The organism is Rhizobium sp. 18055 (genome assembly GCF_902706285.1).
In the GTDB taxonomy this organism is placed as follows: domain Bacteria; phylum Pseudomonadota; class Alphaproteobacteria; order Rhizobiales; family Rhizobiaceae; genus Rhizobium.
This window is the reverse complement of sequence record NZ_CACSKD010000002.1, coordinates 130,166-146,070: the sequence shown is the minus strand read 5'-3', so window position 1 is coordinate 146,070 and position 15,905 is coordinate 130,166. Positions and strand designations below refer to the sequence as shown.

General features: G+C 60.6%; 19 protein-coding genes. 7 read left to right on the top strand and 12 right to left on the bottom strand.

Translation table 11 applies throughout. The features are described 5' to 3' along the window. Complete coding sequence (locus tag GVL52_RS04175; RefSeq protein WP_160004184.1) at nucleotides 1-987, bottom strand: heparan-alpha-glucosaminide N-acetyltransferase; 987 nt, start codon at nucleotides 985-987, stop codon at nucleotides 1-3. Then, nucleotides 988-1,752: a DUF599 domain-containing protein gene (locus GVL52_RS04170; protein ID WP_160004894.1), complete on the bottom strand. Its 765-nt coding sequence runs from the start codon at nucleotides 1,750-1,752 to the stop codon at nucleotides 988-990. It lies immediately after the preceding gene. Nucleotides 1,753-1,940: 188 nt separating this feature from the next. On the opposite strand from GVL52_RS04170, the gene GVL52_RS04165 reads away from it, so the two are divergent. Then, a complete protein-coding gene (locus GVL52_RS04165; RefSeq protein WP_160004183.1) occupies nucleotides 1,941-3,347 on the top strand; it encodes an L-serine ammonia-lyase in 1,407 nt (468 codons plus the stop codon). A 132-nt stretch (nucleotides 3,348-3,479) separates the two neighbouring features. Further along, on the top strand, nucleotides 3,480-3,917 hold the full coding sequence (locus GVL52_RS04160; protein WP_160004182.1) for a DUF1489 family protein: 438 nt from the start codon (nucleotides 3,480-3,482) through the stop codon (nucleotides 3,915-3,917). 28 nt (nucleotides 3,918-3,945) lie between these two features. On the opposite strand, the gene GVL52_RS04155 is transcribed toward GVL52_RS04160, so the two are convergent. From GVL52_RS04155 to GVL52_RS04125, 7 genes are all read right to left on the bottom strand, one after another. After that, nucleotides 3,946-4,224, bottom strand: a complete 279-nt coding sequence (locus tag GVL52_RS04155) for a hypothetical protein (protein ID WP_160004181.1) — start codon at nucleotides 4,222-4,224, stop codon at nucleotides 3,946-3,948. 115 nt (nucleotides 4,225-4,339) lie between these two features. After that, entirely contained in the window at nucleotides 4,340-5,821 is a 1,482-nt protein-coding gene (locus tag GVL52_RS04150; RefSeq protein ID WP_200847773.1) for a serine hydrolase, read from the bottom strand. Nucleotides 5,822-5,935: 114 nt separating this feature from the next. Then, nucleotides 5,936-6,688, bottom strand: a complete 753-nt coding sequence (locus GVL52_RS04145) for a hypothetical protein (RefSeq protein WP_160004180.1) — start codon at nucleotides 6,686-6,688, stop codon at nucleotides 5,936-5,938. Between the two features lie 237 nt (nucleotides 6,689-6,925). Continuing rightward, on the bottom strand, nucleotides 6,926-7,531 hold the full coding sequence (locus tag GVL52_RS04140; RefSeq protein ID WP_160004179.1) for a transglutaminase-like cysteine peptidase: 606 nt from the start codon (nucleotides 7,529-7,531) through the stop codon (nucleotides 6,926-6,928). A 374-nt stretch (nucleotides 7,532-7,905) separates the two neighbouring features. After that, on the bottom strand, nucleotides 7,906-8,874 hold the full coding sequence (pip, locus tag GVL52_RS04135; RefSeq protein ID WP_160004178.1) for a prolyl aminopeptidase: 969 nt from the start codon (nucleotides 8,872-8,874) through the stop codon (nucleotides 7,906-7,908). Between the two features lie 60 nt (nucleotides 8,875-8,934). After that, nucleotides 8,935-9,546 (bottom strand): PilZ domain-containing protein, encoded by a 612-nt coding sequence (locus GVL52_RS04130; protein WP_160004176.1) that lies wholly within the window; start codon nucleotides 9,544-9,546, stop codon nucleotides 8,935-8,937. Between the two features lie 87 nt (nucleotides 9,547-9,633). Continuing rightward, on the bottom strand, nucleotides 9,634-10,278 hold the full coding sequence (locus GVL52_RS04125; protein ID WP_160004174.1) for a PAS domain-containing protein: 645 nt from the start codon (nucleotides 10,276-10,278) through the stop codon (nucleotides 9,634-9,636). A gap of 303 nt (nucleotides 10,279-10,581) precedes the next feature. On the opposite strand from GVL52_RS04125, the gene GVL52_RS04120 reads away from it, so the two are divergent. Together GVL52_RS04120 and GVL52_RS04115 are read left to right on the top strand one after the other, a co-directional pair. After that, entirely contained in the window at nucleotides 10,582-11,349 is a 768-nt protein-coding gene (locus tag GVL52_RS04120; protein ID WP_160004172.1) for a rhomboid family intramembrane serine protease, read from the top strand. A 102-nt stretch (nucleotides 11,350-11,451) separates the two neighbouring features. Then, nucleotides 11,452-11,886 (top strand): CBS domain-containing protein, encoded by a 435-nt coding sequence (locus GVL52_RS04115; RefSeq protein ID WP_160004170.1) that lies wholly within the window; start codon nucleotides 11,452-11,454, stop codon nucleotides 11,884-11,886. A 40-nt stretch (nucleotides 11,887-11,926) separates the two neighbouring features. Here the strand turns inward: GVL52_RS04115 and GVL52_RS04110 are convergent, their stop codons facing one another. From GVL52_RS04110 to folE, 3 genes are all read right to left on the bottom strand, one after another. After that, nucleotides 11,927-12,889, bottom strand: coding sequence for a patatin-like phospholipase family protein (locus tag GVL52_RS04110; protein WP_160004168.1), 963 nt, complete (start codon nucleotides 12,887-12,889; stop codon nucleotides 11,927-11,929). Between the two features lie 110 nt (nucleotides 12,890-12,999). After that, nucleotides 13,000-13,458, bottom strand: a complete 459-nt coding sequence (gene hisI, locus GVL52_RS04105) for a phosphoribosyl-AMP cyclohydrolase (RefSeq protein WP_160004166.1) — start codon at nucleotides 13,456-13,458, stop codon at nucleotides 13,000-13,002. A gap of 24 nt (nucleotides 13,459-13,482) precedes the next feature. Next, complete coding sequence (gene folE / locus GVL52_RS04100) at nucleotides 13,483-14,097, bottom strand: GTP cyclohydrolase I FolE (RefSeq protein WP_160004164.1); 615 nt, start codon at nucleotides 14,095-14,097, stop codon at nucleotides 13,483-13,485. A 305-nt stretch (nucleotides 14,098-14,402) separates the two neighbouring features. On the opposite strand from folE, the gene GVL52_RS04095 reads away from it, so the two are divergent. From GVL52_RS04095 to GVL52_RS04085, 3 genes are read left to right on the top strand one after another with little or no spacing between them, the layout of a single operon-like run. Beyond that, on the top strand, nucleotides 14,403-14,849 hold the full coding sequence (locus GVL52_RS04095) for an iron-sulfur cluster assembly scaffold protein (RefSeq protein ID WP_160004162.1): 447 nt from the start codon (nucleotides 14,403-14,405) through the stop codon (nucleotides 14,847-14,849). Nucleotides 14,850-14,859: 10 nt separating this feature from the next. After that, nucleotides 14,860-15,261: a membrane protein insertion efficiency factor YidD gene (yidD, locus tag GVL52_RS04090; RefSeq protein ID WP_160004159.1), complete on the top strand. Its 402-nt coding sequence runs from the start codon at nucleotides 14,860-14,862 to the stop codon at nucleotides 15,259-15,261. Then, the gene (locus tag GVL52_RS04085) at nucleotides 15,258-15,785 is read left to right on the top strand and encodes a DUF1697 domain-containing protein (protein ID WP_160004157.1); all 528 of its coding nucleotides are present in this window, start codon (nucleotides 15,258-15,260) and stop codon (nucleotides 15,783-15,785) included. The genes yidD and GVL52_RS04085 overlap by 4 nt, the downstream gene beginning before the upstream one ends. Nucleotides 15,786-15,905 lie beyond the last annotated feature (120 nt).

The following is a 15,905-nucleotide window of genomic DNA, read 5'->3' as shown; positions in this document are numbered from 1 at the left end:
CTATTGCGGTGCCACGCTGCATTCGCTGGCGAGCCCGAGAATGCGCTCGTCGTCTGACCTGATCTCACCTGACTGAAACGGCGTGAACAGCTTCTGTGTCTGCAGCTTTTCGAGCGTGCACTGGCAGAAGCTGCGGCACAGCGCTTCACCTTCCTGCAGACTGCAGGAGGTGTTGCACTGCTGCAGGTATGTCTGAACCGGATCGGGCTTCGCTGGCGGCACGATATAGGCCAATCCGAAGGCGATCGCGATCAGCACGGGTTGGTGGATGAGGTAGAAGGCAAGGCTGTGCCGTCCGGCCTTTGCGAGCAGGCTCGAGCCGGTGCCGAGCCTTGCAAGCCTGGCGGGCAGGTTGGTCTTCAGTGCGATCGATGCGCTGGTCAGCCCGAGCAGGAACGGCACCATCCAGGGAAACAGCGGCACATAGTCGTTCGACCGCTGCGGCATCTCGGCAAAGCCGATCCAGGCCAGATAGCGCGGATTGAACAGCTCCCAACGCAGCACACCAGGCGAAATCCAGGTATCGGCGAGCCAGGCGACGGTGGCGGCAGCCGTGATCGCGATGATCGCCGCCTGGGGAAGCCGTACCAGCAGCACACCGACAATGCTGAGGATGGCGATGCAGTGCAGGATGCCGAAGAAGATCCATTCGCCCGGCATCAGGAAGAAGGTTGCAGCCGAAATCAACACCGATGCCGCTGCAATCATCCCGAACCGCTTCCAGAACGACGTCCAGCGGGTCTCCGGCGTATTGGCCAGTACCAGGCTGATGCCGACGATGAACAGGAAGGTCGAGGCGATGGCGCGGGCGTAAAGCTTCAACCAGCCGGTTTCCGCTGTCCCGGGCGTGAGATACCCCACGAATTCCATGTCCCAGGTAAAGTGATAGGTCGCCATCGCGATCAGCGCCGCGCCGCGCGCCGTATCGAGCAAGCCGATCCGCGGCGGCCTTGCGCCCGCTGCAGCTTCCGTTGCCGGAACAGTCATTCACAATCCCCCGGATGAGTCGTTTCCGTCGGCCGACGGATTGCTCGGGGGAATAGGAGAAAGGTGGAGATTTGATGGCGGCGCGGCATCCATGATCGCCAGGCGCGCCTCCGAGAAGAACTGCCGCCGCGTCAGAACCACGATCACCGTCGTCGTCGTCGCCATGAATACATAGGGGTTGATGAACCAGCCGAGATAGCCGATCGACAGGAAGATCGCCCTCAGCCCTTCGTTGAAATGACCGCCGGCGATGATGTTCATGCGGATCACCCGCTCGGCGGCGCGCTCTGCCGCAATGATGTCGCGCTCCGTGTCACGCATCATCGGGATCGCGCCGAACAGGATGGTGCAGTAGTTGAACAGACGGTACGACCAGCCAAACTTGAAGAAGGCATAGCCGAACAGCCCCGCCAGCCCGCCGACCTTCATTTCGAACACGGCGTGGCCGCTGTGCAGCACGAAGGGCAGGTCAGCGAACACCGCATCGACCTTTTCGGTGGCGCCCAGCAGCGCAAAGCAGCTGCCGACCGCAAAGATCGACGTCGAGGCGAAGAAGGCGGTGCCGTTCTGCAGGCCGGCCATGATCTGCGTATCGATCATCTTCAGGTCGCGGCGCAGCGAGTTATAGATCCACTCCCGTCGTCGCTCGATCATCGCATGCGTCAGGCTGGTGCGCCCGAACAGGTTGGCGCCGCGCAGCAGCCTGGAATAGCCGAACCAGATGAGCGCGAAGAAGCCCAGTGCGATGTAATCTGCCGTCGTCATCATTATGTTGATTCAGTCCCCTCTAGACGCTGTCAGTCTATAGACAGAAGCGCGGACCGCACAACGGGTCGATATCGAACCTTTCACAGGATGATGTCGCAGCCATGAAATGCTATGTCGGTGCATCGAATGGATCACAAGCCGCACTGGCGTAGCTTGGATCAGCAAATTCTAAACAGGACGCACGCATGTTCCTCTCTGTCTTCGACGTATTCAAGATCGGCGTCGGCCCTTCGAGCTCGCATACGATGGGCCCGATGACGGCGGCCAACCGCTTTCTCGATCTGATTCTGTCGGACGAATGGCCACGCCCTTCCTCCGGTGCCCAGGTGGCGTCGATCAAGGTCAGCCTGCACGGTTCGCTCGCCCATACCGGCATTGGCCATGGAACGGGCAGGGCCGTCATCCTCGGCCTGATGGGTGAACTGCCCGACAGCGTCGATCCTGATAAGATGGACGGCATTATCGAGCGCGTTGACCGCTCAGGCCGGATCACGCCCGAGGGCCATCCGGCTTATCAGTTCCAGCCGAAGATCGATCTGGTGTTCGACAAGAAGCAGCCGCTTCCGGGCCACGCCAACGGCATGTCGTTTTCTGCCTTCGACAAGGACGGTCGCATGCTCGTCCGCCGCGTCTATTATTCGGTCGGCGGCGGCTTCGTCGTTACCGACACCGAGCTAGAGAGCATGCGGGCCAAGAAGAAGATGCCGTCCGATGCCGCCAAAGTGCCGTATCCCTTTTCCACCGCCAAGCAGATGCTCGAAATGGCGGCGCGCTCCGGTATCTCGATTGCCCAGATGAAGCGGGCCAACGAGGAAAGCCAACGCAGCCGCGAAGAGCTCGACGAAGGCCTCGACCGGATTTGGGATGCGATGCGCTCCTGCATCGAACGCGGGCTGAAGGTTGACGGCATCATGCCCGGTGGACTGAATGTGCGCCGCCGCGCCCGCGCCATCCACGACAAGCTCGAGGAGGAATGGCGCAGCAACCGCATCAATCCGCTGCTCGCCAACGACTGGCTGAGCGTCTATGCGATGGCCGTCAACGAGGAGAATGCCGCGGGCGGCCGTGTTGTGACCGCACCCACCAATGGCGCCGCCGGCGTCATCCCGGCCACCATCCGCTACTACGAGCATTTTCACGACGACTGGGACCAGAACGGCATCCGCGACTACCTGCTGACGGCGGCTGCCGTTGGCGGCATCATCAAGCACAACGCCTCGATCTCGGGCGCCGAAGTCGGCTGTCAGGGCGAGGTCGGCTCGGCTGCCGCTATGGCAGCGGCCGGGCTTGCTGCGGTCATGGGCGGTACGCCCGAGCAGATCGAGAATGCTGCGGAGATCGCGCTGGAGCATCACCTCGGCATGAGCTGCGATCCGGTCGCCGGCCTCGTCCAGGTCCCCTGCATCGAGCGCAACGCGCTTGGCGCCGTCAAGGCGGTGACGGCGGCCTCGCTGGCGCTCAAGGGCGATGGCAGGCATTTCGTGCCGCTCGACGCCTGCATCGAGACCATGCGCCAGACCGGCTACGACATGAACGAAAAGTACAAGGAAACCTCGACCGGCGGCCTTGCCGTCAATGTCGTCGAATGTTGAAAGCTGAACACCCCGGCGTTTGGCCGGGGTGTTCGGTTGCCTTGGTCGCAGACGGTGGAAAATTGTTGCACACTGCTGTCAGCGGCTTGTTGTCCGCTTGACGCTGCCCGGCAAAAGGATTTCAACGGCAGCATGGCATTGCATCTTATCAAATTGTGCGTCGGCGCCGACTCGATCGACGATCTGCGCGAATGGGTGGCGGAACGCTCCTTGCGGGCGATTGCAGCCGGCCTCGAGCCTCACTCCGTCCACACCACGCGCATGGCCCCGAAGCGGGCCGACGAACTGCTGGACGGCGGATCGCTTTACTGGGTGATCAAGGGCCAGGTGCAGGCGCGCCAGAAGTTGCTCGATATCCAGACGTTCACCGATGGCGAGGGCATTGGTCGCTGCCATCTGGTGCTCGGCCCCGAGGTCATCGAGACCTCCGTACAGCCGAAGCGCGCCTTTCAGGGCTGGCGCTACTATCCCGAGGACGACACGCCGCGTGACCTGCATACGCTCGGCGAAGGCATCGCCGAAATGCCCGCGGACCTGCGCCGCGAGCTTTCGGAACTCGGTCTTCTCTGACAGGTCTTTGCTCTGTCAGAATGCCGGATCAGCGAAGCCGGAGCTTCACCGGCGCCCGGCCTTCCGGGTTGGTGACGTGCAGGTGGATGCTCGCTTCCGGCTGCGAATACCGCCAGGCGCGCGCGCCGTGCGATAAGAGCATATTGATCAGATCCTTGGTCTTTGCCGTCTTCGACTTCGGCCGCGGCATGCCGATCTCGGCAAGGCGCATGGCCGCTTCGTGCAGTGGATGAAGCACAGAGCGAGGATTTCTCCCCGTCAACCGACCTTCAGACGGAAATTCCGGAACATTCTCGTTGATCGCCATAGTTATCCCCGTACGCAATACACATCAGGTCTAAGAAGTCCGGCCAGATCGCGAACACCGATCAAGGCCGTATTCCGGTCTGCCGCCTGAACACGATAGGCGGCAGTCTTGGTCATCACTGGGCTGCGGCCCAGCATTTCACGCCGGCACGCTTCAGCGAGTTGCAGGCGTTGACGGCATCCTTCTGGTCATCGAAGCCGCCGAAACGAGCGCGATAGCTGCCGGCATAGGCAATGGCGAAAGGCTTGGCGGAACGCAGCGCCTTGCCGCCCTTGGTCTTGGCACCGTCGAGCAGATCCATCGCTGCTTCACGGCTGGCGGAAACGCCGATCTGGACGACCCAGCCACTCGGCTGAACTTCCTTGGTCGAAGCGGTGGTCACAGTGTCGATCGAAGTGTCACCCTGTTCCGGCGGCATATAGGCTGGCGCAGGCGTCGGCACGGCAACGGAAGCCTGCTTGACCGGCTGCGTCTTCACCCGCGTCGGCTGCGGCATTTCCTGGAGCAGCGGATTGTCGGACTTCGCCGACGACGTATCGGCATAGGCGACCTGCGCCGATGCCACCTGGTCACGCGCGGTCGGAGCCGGATGACTGCGCGGCAACTCGACGGCCGCCGCGACGGAAGCGATTTCCTGCTTCGGAACGGTGACCGGGATAACGGTCTCGGTGGAAATCTTCGGTGCCTGAGCCACGAGGCTGGACGAGCCACCCCGGCTGGATGCCTTCGGGAGATAAGAGGCAATCAAATTGCGCATCTGGTTGTCACGGGCAGGCGTGGACGCGCCACCGAGCACGACACCGACGATCGACTTGCCATCGACCTGGACCGAACTGACCAGATTGAAGCCGGCTGCACGGGTGTAGCCGGTTTTGATGCCGTCGACGCCGCGCACGGAACCGACAAGGCGGTTATGGCTGCGGATGATGCGATTGCCGAACTTGAAGCTCTGGGTGGAGAAATAGCCGAAATACTGTGGGAAATGCTGGCGCAGCGCGATTCCCAGACGGGCCTGGTCGCGGGCGGTGGTCATCTGCGCCGTGTTCGGCAGGCCGTTGGCATTGCGGTAGGTGGTGCGGGTCATGCCGAGCGCGTGCGCCTTGGCGGTCATGATCTGTGCGAAGCGGTCTTCGTTGCCGCCGAGAAGTTCGCCGAGGGCCGTTGCTGCATCGTTGGCCGAAAGCGTCACGAGACCGAGCATCGCCTGCTCGACCGAAATCGTGCCGCCCGGGCGAACGCCGAGCTTGGTTGGGGCCTGGCCGGAAGCGTGAGCCGAAAAGGGGACAGCGGTGTCGAGACGGATACGACCCTGCTCCAGGGCCTCGAACGTCAGATACAGTGTCATCATCTTCGTCAGCGAAGCCGGATATTGCAAGCGGTCGGCATTTTCGCTGTAGAGGACATTGCCGGTATTGGCGTCAACGACGATCCCGGCATATCTGGAATTGGCAGCCTTTGCTTCGGCATCAGCTGCATTCGTGCCGATCATTCCAACTGCCATGGACAGCGCAACGATCGCCTTGATCAGGAAATTGCTGGAGCGGGATGGGGATGCGGAAGAAGCTGACCTTGACACTATTTCACTCTTTGCTTGCAGTTTGGAAAGAACCGGGATCGCGCATGTCCCGCACGATCAACCTCATTGAAGGTAGCCGTCCCGGGTTACCAATACGTTTATGATTAATCGTTTGTTTCGCCGTTTCGGACCATTCTACCGGCTTGTCGCGGAATGGTTCACGAGGCGCGTTTCCACAAATTGCGCAATAGCGGCATCAATATGGTCCCACTCCGCCAAATGACGGCTGGAGAACCGATAAAGCACACTTAAATCGCGACCGATCTTGATGTCGCGCTGGCAATCGCCGCTGGTGGCAGCCTCAGCTGCAGCAGGAAGAACGCAGCGCACCACGTAGTCGGGCTGGCCCTTGCGCGGTGCCGTCAGCAGCACCTCGTCGCCATATCCGGCATCGGCACGAAGCCGGTGCAGCGTCATTCCGTTGGCGAACGGTTGAGGGTCCGTTTCGATCAGGTGCGAGTAGATCGGCTCGAATCGGCCCGACATATCTCGCGACATCGTCGCTTGGGTGATCTGCAGGAAAACCAGATCGGCCGATTCGGCGACATTGTCGAAACGGTCGCGGTTTTCCTTGGTGTAGCCCTGCATCTGCGGCCAGGCGAGGTACAGGTCGGCGCGCTCGGAAGTGCCGCTACGCCTTTGGCTCGGGAAGCGAAGGGTGTTTTCAGGCAGTTGCAGCGTGTCGCGGCCGATCGTCAGTGTGACGGGCATTGTGCTGTCGGTGTTTCCGGCCAGCGATACCCGCGCTCCGAACCAGCGGCCCCCGATGCTGATCGCAATCGTCAGGACGGCCAGCAGCGCAATCGCCGCGGTGACACGAATGAGAAATCCTGTCGAAAGGAGAGGGGCTTCCTCAACGCTCTTGGCAGTCTGGATGGCCTGATGCATGACGGCTTTCGGATATCTGACCGTCGCAGGAAAAACGTGAGCCGCCGGTATCGCTGATGTCTGGTGTCATGATCCGGCTATCGTGGTTAATTAAACGTTAATCAGGGCGCTCTGCCCCATAAAAAACGAGCCGCTCCTGGGACAGCAGGAGCGGCTCTGAAGACGCCGGTCGGGACGGGGATGCGGGGACGGACCGGTCGCCTTGCCTTGGCCGCCGGATTGCTCCGGCGGGTAGGATTACTTGACGCTGCCGACAGCCACGGCGCGGCCGTCCTGCAGCTTGACCCAGCGCGCCGGATCATCGGCCGACTGACGCTTGAGGTAGGTGTATTCGGTATCTGCCCAGAGCATCACCTTGTTGCGCATGTTGTCGAGAATGAAGTCTCCACGATCGGTGCGCACGGTCAGGACCGCATGGCCGTCGCCGTTCGGCTGCAATACGACGGTCATCAGCAGATCGGAAGGCGAAAAGCCCGCATCGATCAGCATCTTGCGCTTCAGCAGCGCGTAGTCTTCACAGTCGCCGACGGTGCGCGGATAGGCCCAGCGCTCTTCGACGCCGTAGATCTCCATGTCGGTCATCGGCGTGATCGACGAGTTGACCTGATAGTTGATCTTCAAGATGGCTTTCCAGCTGTCCTGGGTCAGCACCATGGCGCCCTCATCGCCGGCAGGGTTGCTGCAGTCCGCCGGAATTTCCTTGCAGAACTGATAGGCGCCGATCGGCGGGCTGGTGTTGCCCAGAACGGTCATGCTCTGGTAGGCGGCCTGTCCAGCACCTGCCATCGTCATGACCATCGCAGCAGCGGCGAGGCCGCCCTTGATGAAATTTGCTATCGTCATTTTGTATGTCCCCGTTTGTGAGGAGACATTGCCAGACGTGTTTTTATTCGGCGCAAAATTCACTAGCAAAATTAAAGGCTTAGTTGATTCAAAAGCGCATCGAATTTGCCTAAAATCAACATCGAATTTGACGAAAATTCGAACCAGGTTTTCGCTAAATTTAGTTCAAATTGTAGCTTTTCCGAAAAGCCCCGAAGCCCTCAAATGGCTCGTTTCGGCGCAAAAGATTAACGCCGGAGCCGGGTTTGCATTTTTGCTAACATTCTCTTCATTATGTCCGTCCCGCCGTTTTCATGGCATTGCGGCCGCTCATCGGTCGAAACCAGCCTCAAATTCAGCCTCTGCAGCCGCTTTTCAGCGCAGGGCGCCAAAGATTATTTTTGGAAAAAATTCGCAAAACGCCCGGTCGCACCAATGATTGCGCGCGCCATGCCATCATGATCGGGCGAATGGGCGGCATTTTCGACGATCACCAACTCGCTCCCCGGCCACGCTTTGGCCAATTCCCAGGCCGTGGTCAGCGGCGCTTCGAGGTCGAGGCGACCTTGAACAAGAACTCCGGGGATCGGGGCGAGCTTCCAGGCGTCCCGTAACAGCACACCGTCTTCCAGCCAGGCGGCGTGGCTGAAGTAGTGTGTCACGATCCGGGCGCGTGCCAGCATGTAGTTCGCATCGCGCCAGCGCCGCGGAAATCCACCGGGGTTGGCAAGCAGAATGGATGCCGCTTCCCAATCATGCCAATTGCGGGCAGCCTCAAGGCGCGTTTCCAGATCCGGCCCATTGAGAAGCTGGCGATAGCCCTCGAGCACGCCGATGGCTTTCATGTCACCGGGCAGTGAATCGTTGAGCCGCTGCCATTCTGCAGGAAACAGTGCCGCCATGCCACGCGTCAGCCATTCAATTTCCGAGCGGCGCGTCGTCGTCACGCCGGAAAGCACCATTGCCACGACGCGATCCGGGTGCGACTGCGCATAGGCAAGGGCAAGCGTCGATCCCCAGGATATCCCAAACAGGACCCATTCTTCCACCTGGAGATGACGTCGGAGTTTCTCGATGTCTTCGATCAGGTGCCACGTCGTGTTCGCGGACAGATCGGTCTCCATGTCGGCTGCACTCGGCAGGCTGCGGCCGCAGTTGCGCTGGTCGAACAGGATGATCCGACATTCGGCAGGATCGAAATAGCGTGCGGCTGATGGCGACGAGCCGGAGCCCGGTCCGCCGTGCAGGTAAAGCGCTGGCCGACCAAGGGGATTGCCGTAGGTCTCCCAATAGATCTGCTGGCCATCCCCGACATCGAGGAATCCGTGCTCATAGGCTGCAATCTCAGGAAAAAGAATCGACATGCAGGCACCTCGTTACGGCAACCTGCATCTATCAGCTTTATGAAGCCGACGTGACGGTGATCAGAGAAATTCGCGCAGCGTGTCGCGCGACTGCAGCGACAGGAACTCGATGGCGACGCCTTCGACGAAATGGCGCACGACGCGGCCGCGCATGTTTCCGAGACGCAGCGGCGTTCCGATGGGAGGGCGAACATCGACATCGACGGCCGCACCAGAAAGCGACAAGTCCATGATGCGGCACATATAAAGCGTGCCGTCCTCGAGCGTCATTTCCGTCTGGGTTTCGCGCGGGGTCAGACGGTCGTGGCGACGATCTTCCGGCAGCCCGAGTTCGTGCTTGTTGGCAAGCCAGGTCAGCTGCGCGGCAAGCTTCTCGCGCTTGCGCTCGGTCGCATGGATCGACATGCTGAAGCCGCGGGTATCTATGGTCTGCACATAGCCTTCGACGCGGCCGAGATGATCGATATAGGCAACCACGCGCTCATTGGCACGCGGACGGCCCTGACAGGTCACATACATGTCGCCGGGCGACATATCGATGACCAGGCACTCGAATTCCTCGTAATTGGAAAGCATCAGGCGGCCCTGCATATTAATGGGCACGCGCTGAAATGCACCTTGTTCAAGGCGAGGCGCAGTCCGTTGCGTCTGAGCTTGCGCGAATGCGTGCATTAAAGGGCTTCTTTGAAAAATCGCTTAGCGTCGATCAATACGCCCAATCCATTAACAGAAGGTTGTCCCGACAGGTGTGATTTACCGCTATCGGTAGTGTCTGGATGGTGCGTCCTGGTTGGCGGGTTCATCGATCAGGCTGGACATAATCCGACGCAGCGTGTCGGCGATCGAACCGCTGCCTGAAGTTGCGGGATTGAGGTCTGCTGCAGCGGTCTGCTCGGCGATTGCCGACGGCTCCAGCTGTTCATGCAGCAGGCGGCTGCGATCAAGGGCGAGGAACTGCAGCGGCACCACCTGCAGCCAACTGGCAACGGCCGCCGGCGCAATAGCGCCAATGAGCTTGTCACAGTCGCCCTCGTTGGACCGGAGCGGCAGAAGGATGATCTCGAAGGCGGCACGGTGGCCGGCCGTGCTGTATCCGGTGGCGTTCAGCAGCGCCGGGATACCGTGCTCCATGACGCCGATGGCCGTCTTCTCGATGTCCTCATGGCCATGTGCCCAGAGATCAGACAGGCAACTGCCGCCAAGGTCATGTCCGAAGAGGTCGCAGATCCGTGTTCCGGCGAGCCGGAACGTGATGCGGCCTGCCGCGGTCGTTTCGAGCATGAAAAGGCTGGACAGGATCTGGCGCACATCACCCGGCTCCACCTGCGACCGCAGGGGCGCGATCTCGCTGCCGCGCAGCTTGTTCCAGTAATCGAAGAGCTGGATGGTGGTATTGAGACGCATATGCCTGCCGATCTGTTTCATTTCGGATCAAACGGCGACCATCATGGCCGCCTTGTCGCTGTCTATGCGGGTTTCATGCCAGACCGGACCGGTTAAGGTTAAGAAAGAGTTTCGATTGTGCCTGCGGCATCGGCGTGGCACTGTTTGCTCATCGCTTCCTGCTTTGGGAAGTTCAGCACAGACTGTCCGGGCACGGGTTCATTCCCGGGGGCGCTCGACAAGCCGTTCGGTTCATTGCCGAACGGCTTTTTTTTTGACCTTCCCTCCTGTAAGCCAGTGTTCCCGTGTCGAATGAGGATTGAAATGGACGATTCAGTCGAGCCGCATCAGGCCATTGAGCCAAGAGCGAAGCCGCCGCGCACGCCCGTTTTCAATCTCCCGGGTGTTGTGCTTGCGACGCTCGCCTTGCTCGCTGCCATCTACGCCGTTCAGGCGCTGATCCTGTCCGACAGCGGTATCGATGAGCTGTTCTTCGATTTCGGCTTCATTCCGCTTCGCTATGCAACATCGCTATCGGAGCAGGGGCCGCAACTCTTCTGGACGCCGCTGACCTATTCGCTGCTGCATGGCAATCTCGAACACATCCTGTTCAATGGCCTCTGGCTGATGGCCTTCGGCGCTCCGGTTGCCCGCCGGATCGGCTGGGTTCGCTACCTGGTTTTCTGGGTGCTGGCATCCGCGGCATCCGCGGCCCTTCATGTTGCATTGAACTGGGGGGATCCGACCGTGTTGATCGGGGCGTCCGGCGTCGTGTCGGCGCTGATGGGGGCCGCCTGCCGCTTTGCCTTCCCGTCGGAGCGCCGGGTGGCTTTGCCGACGCATCTGAACCCGCGGCTGTCGATCGCCGAGACATTTCGCAGCCGCACCGTCGTCATGTTCATGCTGTTCTGGTTCGTCGGCAATATCCTGATCGCGGTCGGCATTCCACTGATCGGCGATGCCGGCCAGCCGATCGCATGGGATGCACACATCGGCGGCTTCATCTTCGGCTTCCTGCTGTTCTCGCTATTCGACCGGCCACTGCCCGAGGTGCCCGATAGTTCAGACAAATCGGATATATTGCAATCCTGATGATTGAAGTGCACCATTCGAACTGATCCGCGTTGGGAGGAGAGACCGCCGCGGATGCCTGTGATCAGCTGAAGTGTCTCACTTTCGACATAGGAGGTTCAAATGTCCAATACAGTCAAAGCCATACTGGATGCCAAAGGCAGAGATGTCGTCACGGCCGGGCCGAATACGACCGTTTCCGAGGCGGCAGCGATTCTCGCGAAGAAGAAGATCGGTGCCATTGTCATCGTCGGGATGGAAAACAAGATTTCCGGCATTTTCACCGAGCGCGATGTCGTCCACGCCATCGCTAAATCGGGGTCGGGCTGTCTCGATAACCCGGTGGCAACGGCGATGACATCAAAGGTCTATCGCTGCAACGAGGCGACGACCGTCAACGAACTGATGGAACTGATGACCAGCCGGCGCTTCCGCCACGTACCGGTCGAAATGTCGGGAAAGCTTGTCGGCATCATTTCGATCGGTGACGTCGTCAAGACCCGCATCGCCCAGGTCGAGCGTGAGGCCGAGGAAATCAAGGCCTATATCGCCGGCTGACCGGAGAGCCGGACAGGTCAAAGAAATCACGCCGGCTTTCTCAGCTGGAGCCGGCGAACAGCTCCTGCATCCGCTTCAGTTCGGGAAGCCGCGCCGTGGCTTCCTGATAGCCGCGTTCGATCGCTTCGCCGGCCCGGTGAAACTCCGACAGGCCGATATCGCTCAGCCGCGGCTGCAGCGAAATGTCAGGCGGATCGCCGGCAAGCCGGGCACGGGCAATCCTGTCCTGGATGATGTTGAACGCCTGCACCATCACCCCGGTCATGCCGAGCTTGGCATAGGGGGCATGTTCCTGCTTCTGCACCTCAGATGGCGTCAGGCTGGCGGTATGGCGTACCACCGCCGAGCGGCCGTAGAGGTCATAGTTGAGGTTGACGGCGACGACGAGCGGCTGTTCGTAGGCGCGGCAGACGGAAACCGGAACGGGATTGACCAGCGCCCCATCGACCAGCGTCCGATGATTGCTGCGAACCGGCTCGAAAATGCCGGGGAGCGCATAGGATGCCCTGAGTGCTGTGATCAGCGAGCCGCTGGCGATCCAGACCTCATGGCCGGTGTTGACTTCCGCGGAGACCGCCACGAAAGGCCGGTCGAGATCCTCGACGTTGAGCCCTTCCAGATGCTCCTGCATCCGCTTGGTCAGCCGCATGCCGCCGAACAGCCCGCTGCCGCCGATGGTGAGATCAAGCAGGCTGGCGATCCGGCGCATGGTCAGTGACCGCGCGAACGTCTCCAGCTCGTCGAGCTTGCCGGCAAGATAGCAGCCGCCGACCAGTGCGCCGATCGAGGTTCCGGCGATCATGCCGATCTCGATGCCGGCCTCGTCGAGCGCCCGCAGTACGCCGATATGCGCCCAGCCGCGCGCAGCACCGCCGCCAAGGGCAAGCGCGAGTTTCGGCTTGTTGGGAAGTGGAACGGGCAGCTTGATCTCGGAGGCCGTGGAGATGCCAGCATCGGACGTGCCTGCTTCGGAGCCTTGACGGATCAAACTCCAGCTCACCATCGCACGCCTCCTCACTGGCAGAACACTCGGATCAATATAAGTGTCCCGTCACCCTTTCAAATTGGTGTATGGCCAACACTCTTGGTTCAAAAAGATACGGTTTTCAGTGTTTAGGGCTCTTTTCCGTAAACCTCATGCGGATTGAACTGGCGTTCGTCATCGACGATCTCAAGCATCGGCTTGCCGTCTTCGAGGTTGACCGTCCGATAGAAGCATGACCGGCGACCAGTGTGGCAGGTCGCATCATGGCCCGCAACTTCGACCTTTAGCCAAATTGCGTCCTGATCGCAGTCGGTGCGGATTTCCTTCACCGTCTGGATGTTTCCGGATGTTTCGCCCTTCAGCCACAGTTTGCCACGCGAGCGGCTGAAGTAATGCGCCTGCTTCGTCTGGATGGTCAGTGCCAGCGCCTTCGCATTCATATGCGCCACCATCAGCAACTCACCGTCATGGGCGTCGGTGACGATCGCGGTGATGAGGCCGCGGTCGTCAAACCGCGGCGTGAAATCGCCGGCATCCTCAAGCTCGGATTTATCGTCGGACGGCGCATTGAAGGCAAATGGCATCATCGCGGCTTTCGTAAGCGAAGCCGGTCAGCGGCTCCGCACCATGGAAATGAAGCGGGCTTGATCAGCCGGCTCAGTTTTAAATGTGCCGGTGAAGGTTGTCGTCAATGTGGTCGAGCCCTGTTTCTGCACACCGCGCATCGCCATGCACATATGCTCGGCTTCGATCATCACGGCAACGCCGCGCGGCGCCAGCGTTTCGTCGATCGAGCGGGCAATCTGGGCCGTCATGGTTTCCTGCGTCTGCAGGCGACGGCCGTAGATATCCACCACGCGGGCGATCTTCGAAAGGCCGAGGACCCTCCCGTCTGGCATGTAGGCGACGTGCGCCTTGCCGATGATCGGAACCATGTGATGTTCGCAGTGCGAGAAGAACGGAATGTCCTTGACCAGCACCATGTCATCATAGCCGGCAACCTCTTCGAAGGTGCGGCCAAGTACGTCTTCGGCGTCCATCTCGTAGCCGGCGAAGAGTTCGCGGTACGACTTGGCGACCCGAGCCGGCGTGTCGAGCAGGCCTTCGCGCGAGGGATCGTCACCGGCCCAGCGCAGCAGGGTGCGAACAGCATCCTCCGCTTCCTTCTGGCTCGGACGATCTGATTCAAGCGCGGTCTGCGGAAAATTCTTTACGACGGCGTCCATCTGCAACTGTCTCCTGGTCCGCATCGCGGACCGTATTTCGGACTAGCCACTGGCAATCCCATTTCCGGGAATAGTGCACCTTTGGCAGGCTCCGGGGCTTTCAGGGCCATAAATTCACGCCCATCCGGCACGGTTTCCCAATCAAACTTACACGAGGCCATTGCATTTTTATGGCCTTCGAACGACATACATATAGGAAAACGGCATCGCTATGTAAGTCTTCCAGCGCGACACGGTGTGTTTTTGTTTTTGCTACAATAGGCAATCACACACCGATCCGCATCAAATATGGAGCGGAATTCCTGATGGACGACATTTACAACAGCAAAATCCTCGAATTTGCCGGTAACATTCCGCTGATCGGCACATTGGCGGATTCCGACGCCAGCGCCCAGGCGCACTCGAAACTCTGCGGCTCCAAGGTCAGGATCTGGCTGAAGATGGACGGCGACACCGTCTCGGCCTTCGCCCATGACGTCAAGGCCTGCGCTCTCGGCCAGGCCTCGTCCTCGATCATGGCCAGCCACATCGTCGGCGCAACGACGCAAGAATTGCGCAAGGCCCGCGAAGACATGCTCGCCATGCTGAAGGCAGACGGCGAGGGTCCCGAGGGCCGCTTCGAGGAGATGCGCTACCTGCGTCCCGTGAGGGAATACAAGGCACGCCACGCCTCGACGATGCTGACCTTCGATGCAGTTGTCGATGCGATTGGCCAGATCGAAGCCAAACGCACCGAGACCGTGGGCGCCTGAGCAAACTGCCATGTGCCAATTCTGCTCCCTCAACCATGATCACGACGAAGACGAAGGCGGCGCTGCTCCCGCACCGCGCAAGAACCCGCTGCAGCGCTCGCGCAATTATGCCGGCCCGTTCCGCAAAACGCCCGATCGGCTGCTCGGCATGGGCCTCATCCGCCTCTACCAGCTGACGCTCTCCGGCTTCATCGGCAATTCCTGCCGCCACATCCCCACCTGCTCGGAATACGGCTACGAGGCGGTGGCCCGCCACGGCCTGTGGAGCGGCGGCTGGATGACGCTGTTCCGCGTCGGCCGCTGCGGCCCGGGCGGCACCAGCGGTCTCGATCAGGTGCCGGCAGAACTCGGCGCGCGCTTGCACTGGTGGACGCCGTGGCGCTACCTCACTGTCGGCCGCAAAACCGCATGACCACCTACGTCGCGCTGCTCCACAGCATTGTCCTTGCGCCCGGTCGCCGGGTGGTGATGTCCGACCTGCGCGACATGGCGTCATCGCTCGGCTATCAAGATCCACGCACGCTTGTCTCGACCGGCAATATCGTCTTCGAGGCCGCAGAGACACCGGTCGGTGACATCGAGGCGAGGCTTGAACAAGCCTTTCAAGCCAGATTCGCCAAGCCGGTCGATATCATCGTCCGCAAGGGCACCGACTGGCGGAAGCTGGCGGATGCCAATCCGTTTGCGAATGGCGATGGCGCCCAGGTGATCGTCCGCGTCACGCGCAAGCCGCTCCAGCGCTCCGCCCTCGATGCGCTGCAGGGCTACATCCAGCCGAACCAGCGTCTTGCCCTGACCGGTGGCGATCTGTGGATCGATTTCGCCGGCAAGCCGAGCGAGTGGAAGCTGCTCTCGGCGCTGACCACCAAGCGCATGGGAGCAGGCACCTTGCGCAACTGGAACACGGTTCGCGGCCTTGCCGAAATGCTCGGCTAATCCGTCTTTTTCTTTACTAGAGCGGCAAATCTGGCTATCAGGCCTCGGCGTCTTCGTGGTGACGAAACGCATCATTGCAACCACCCGCATTCGTTGGCGGGACTGGACAAGGAGAATTTA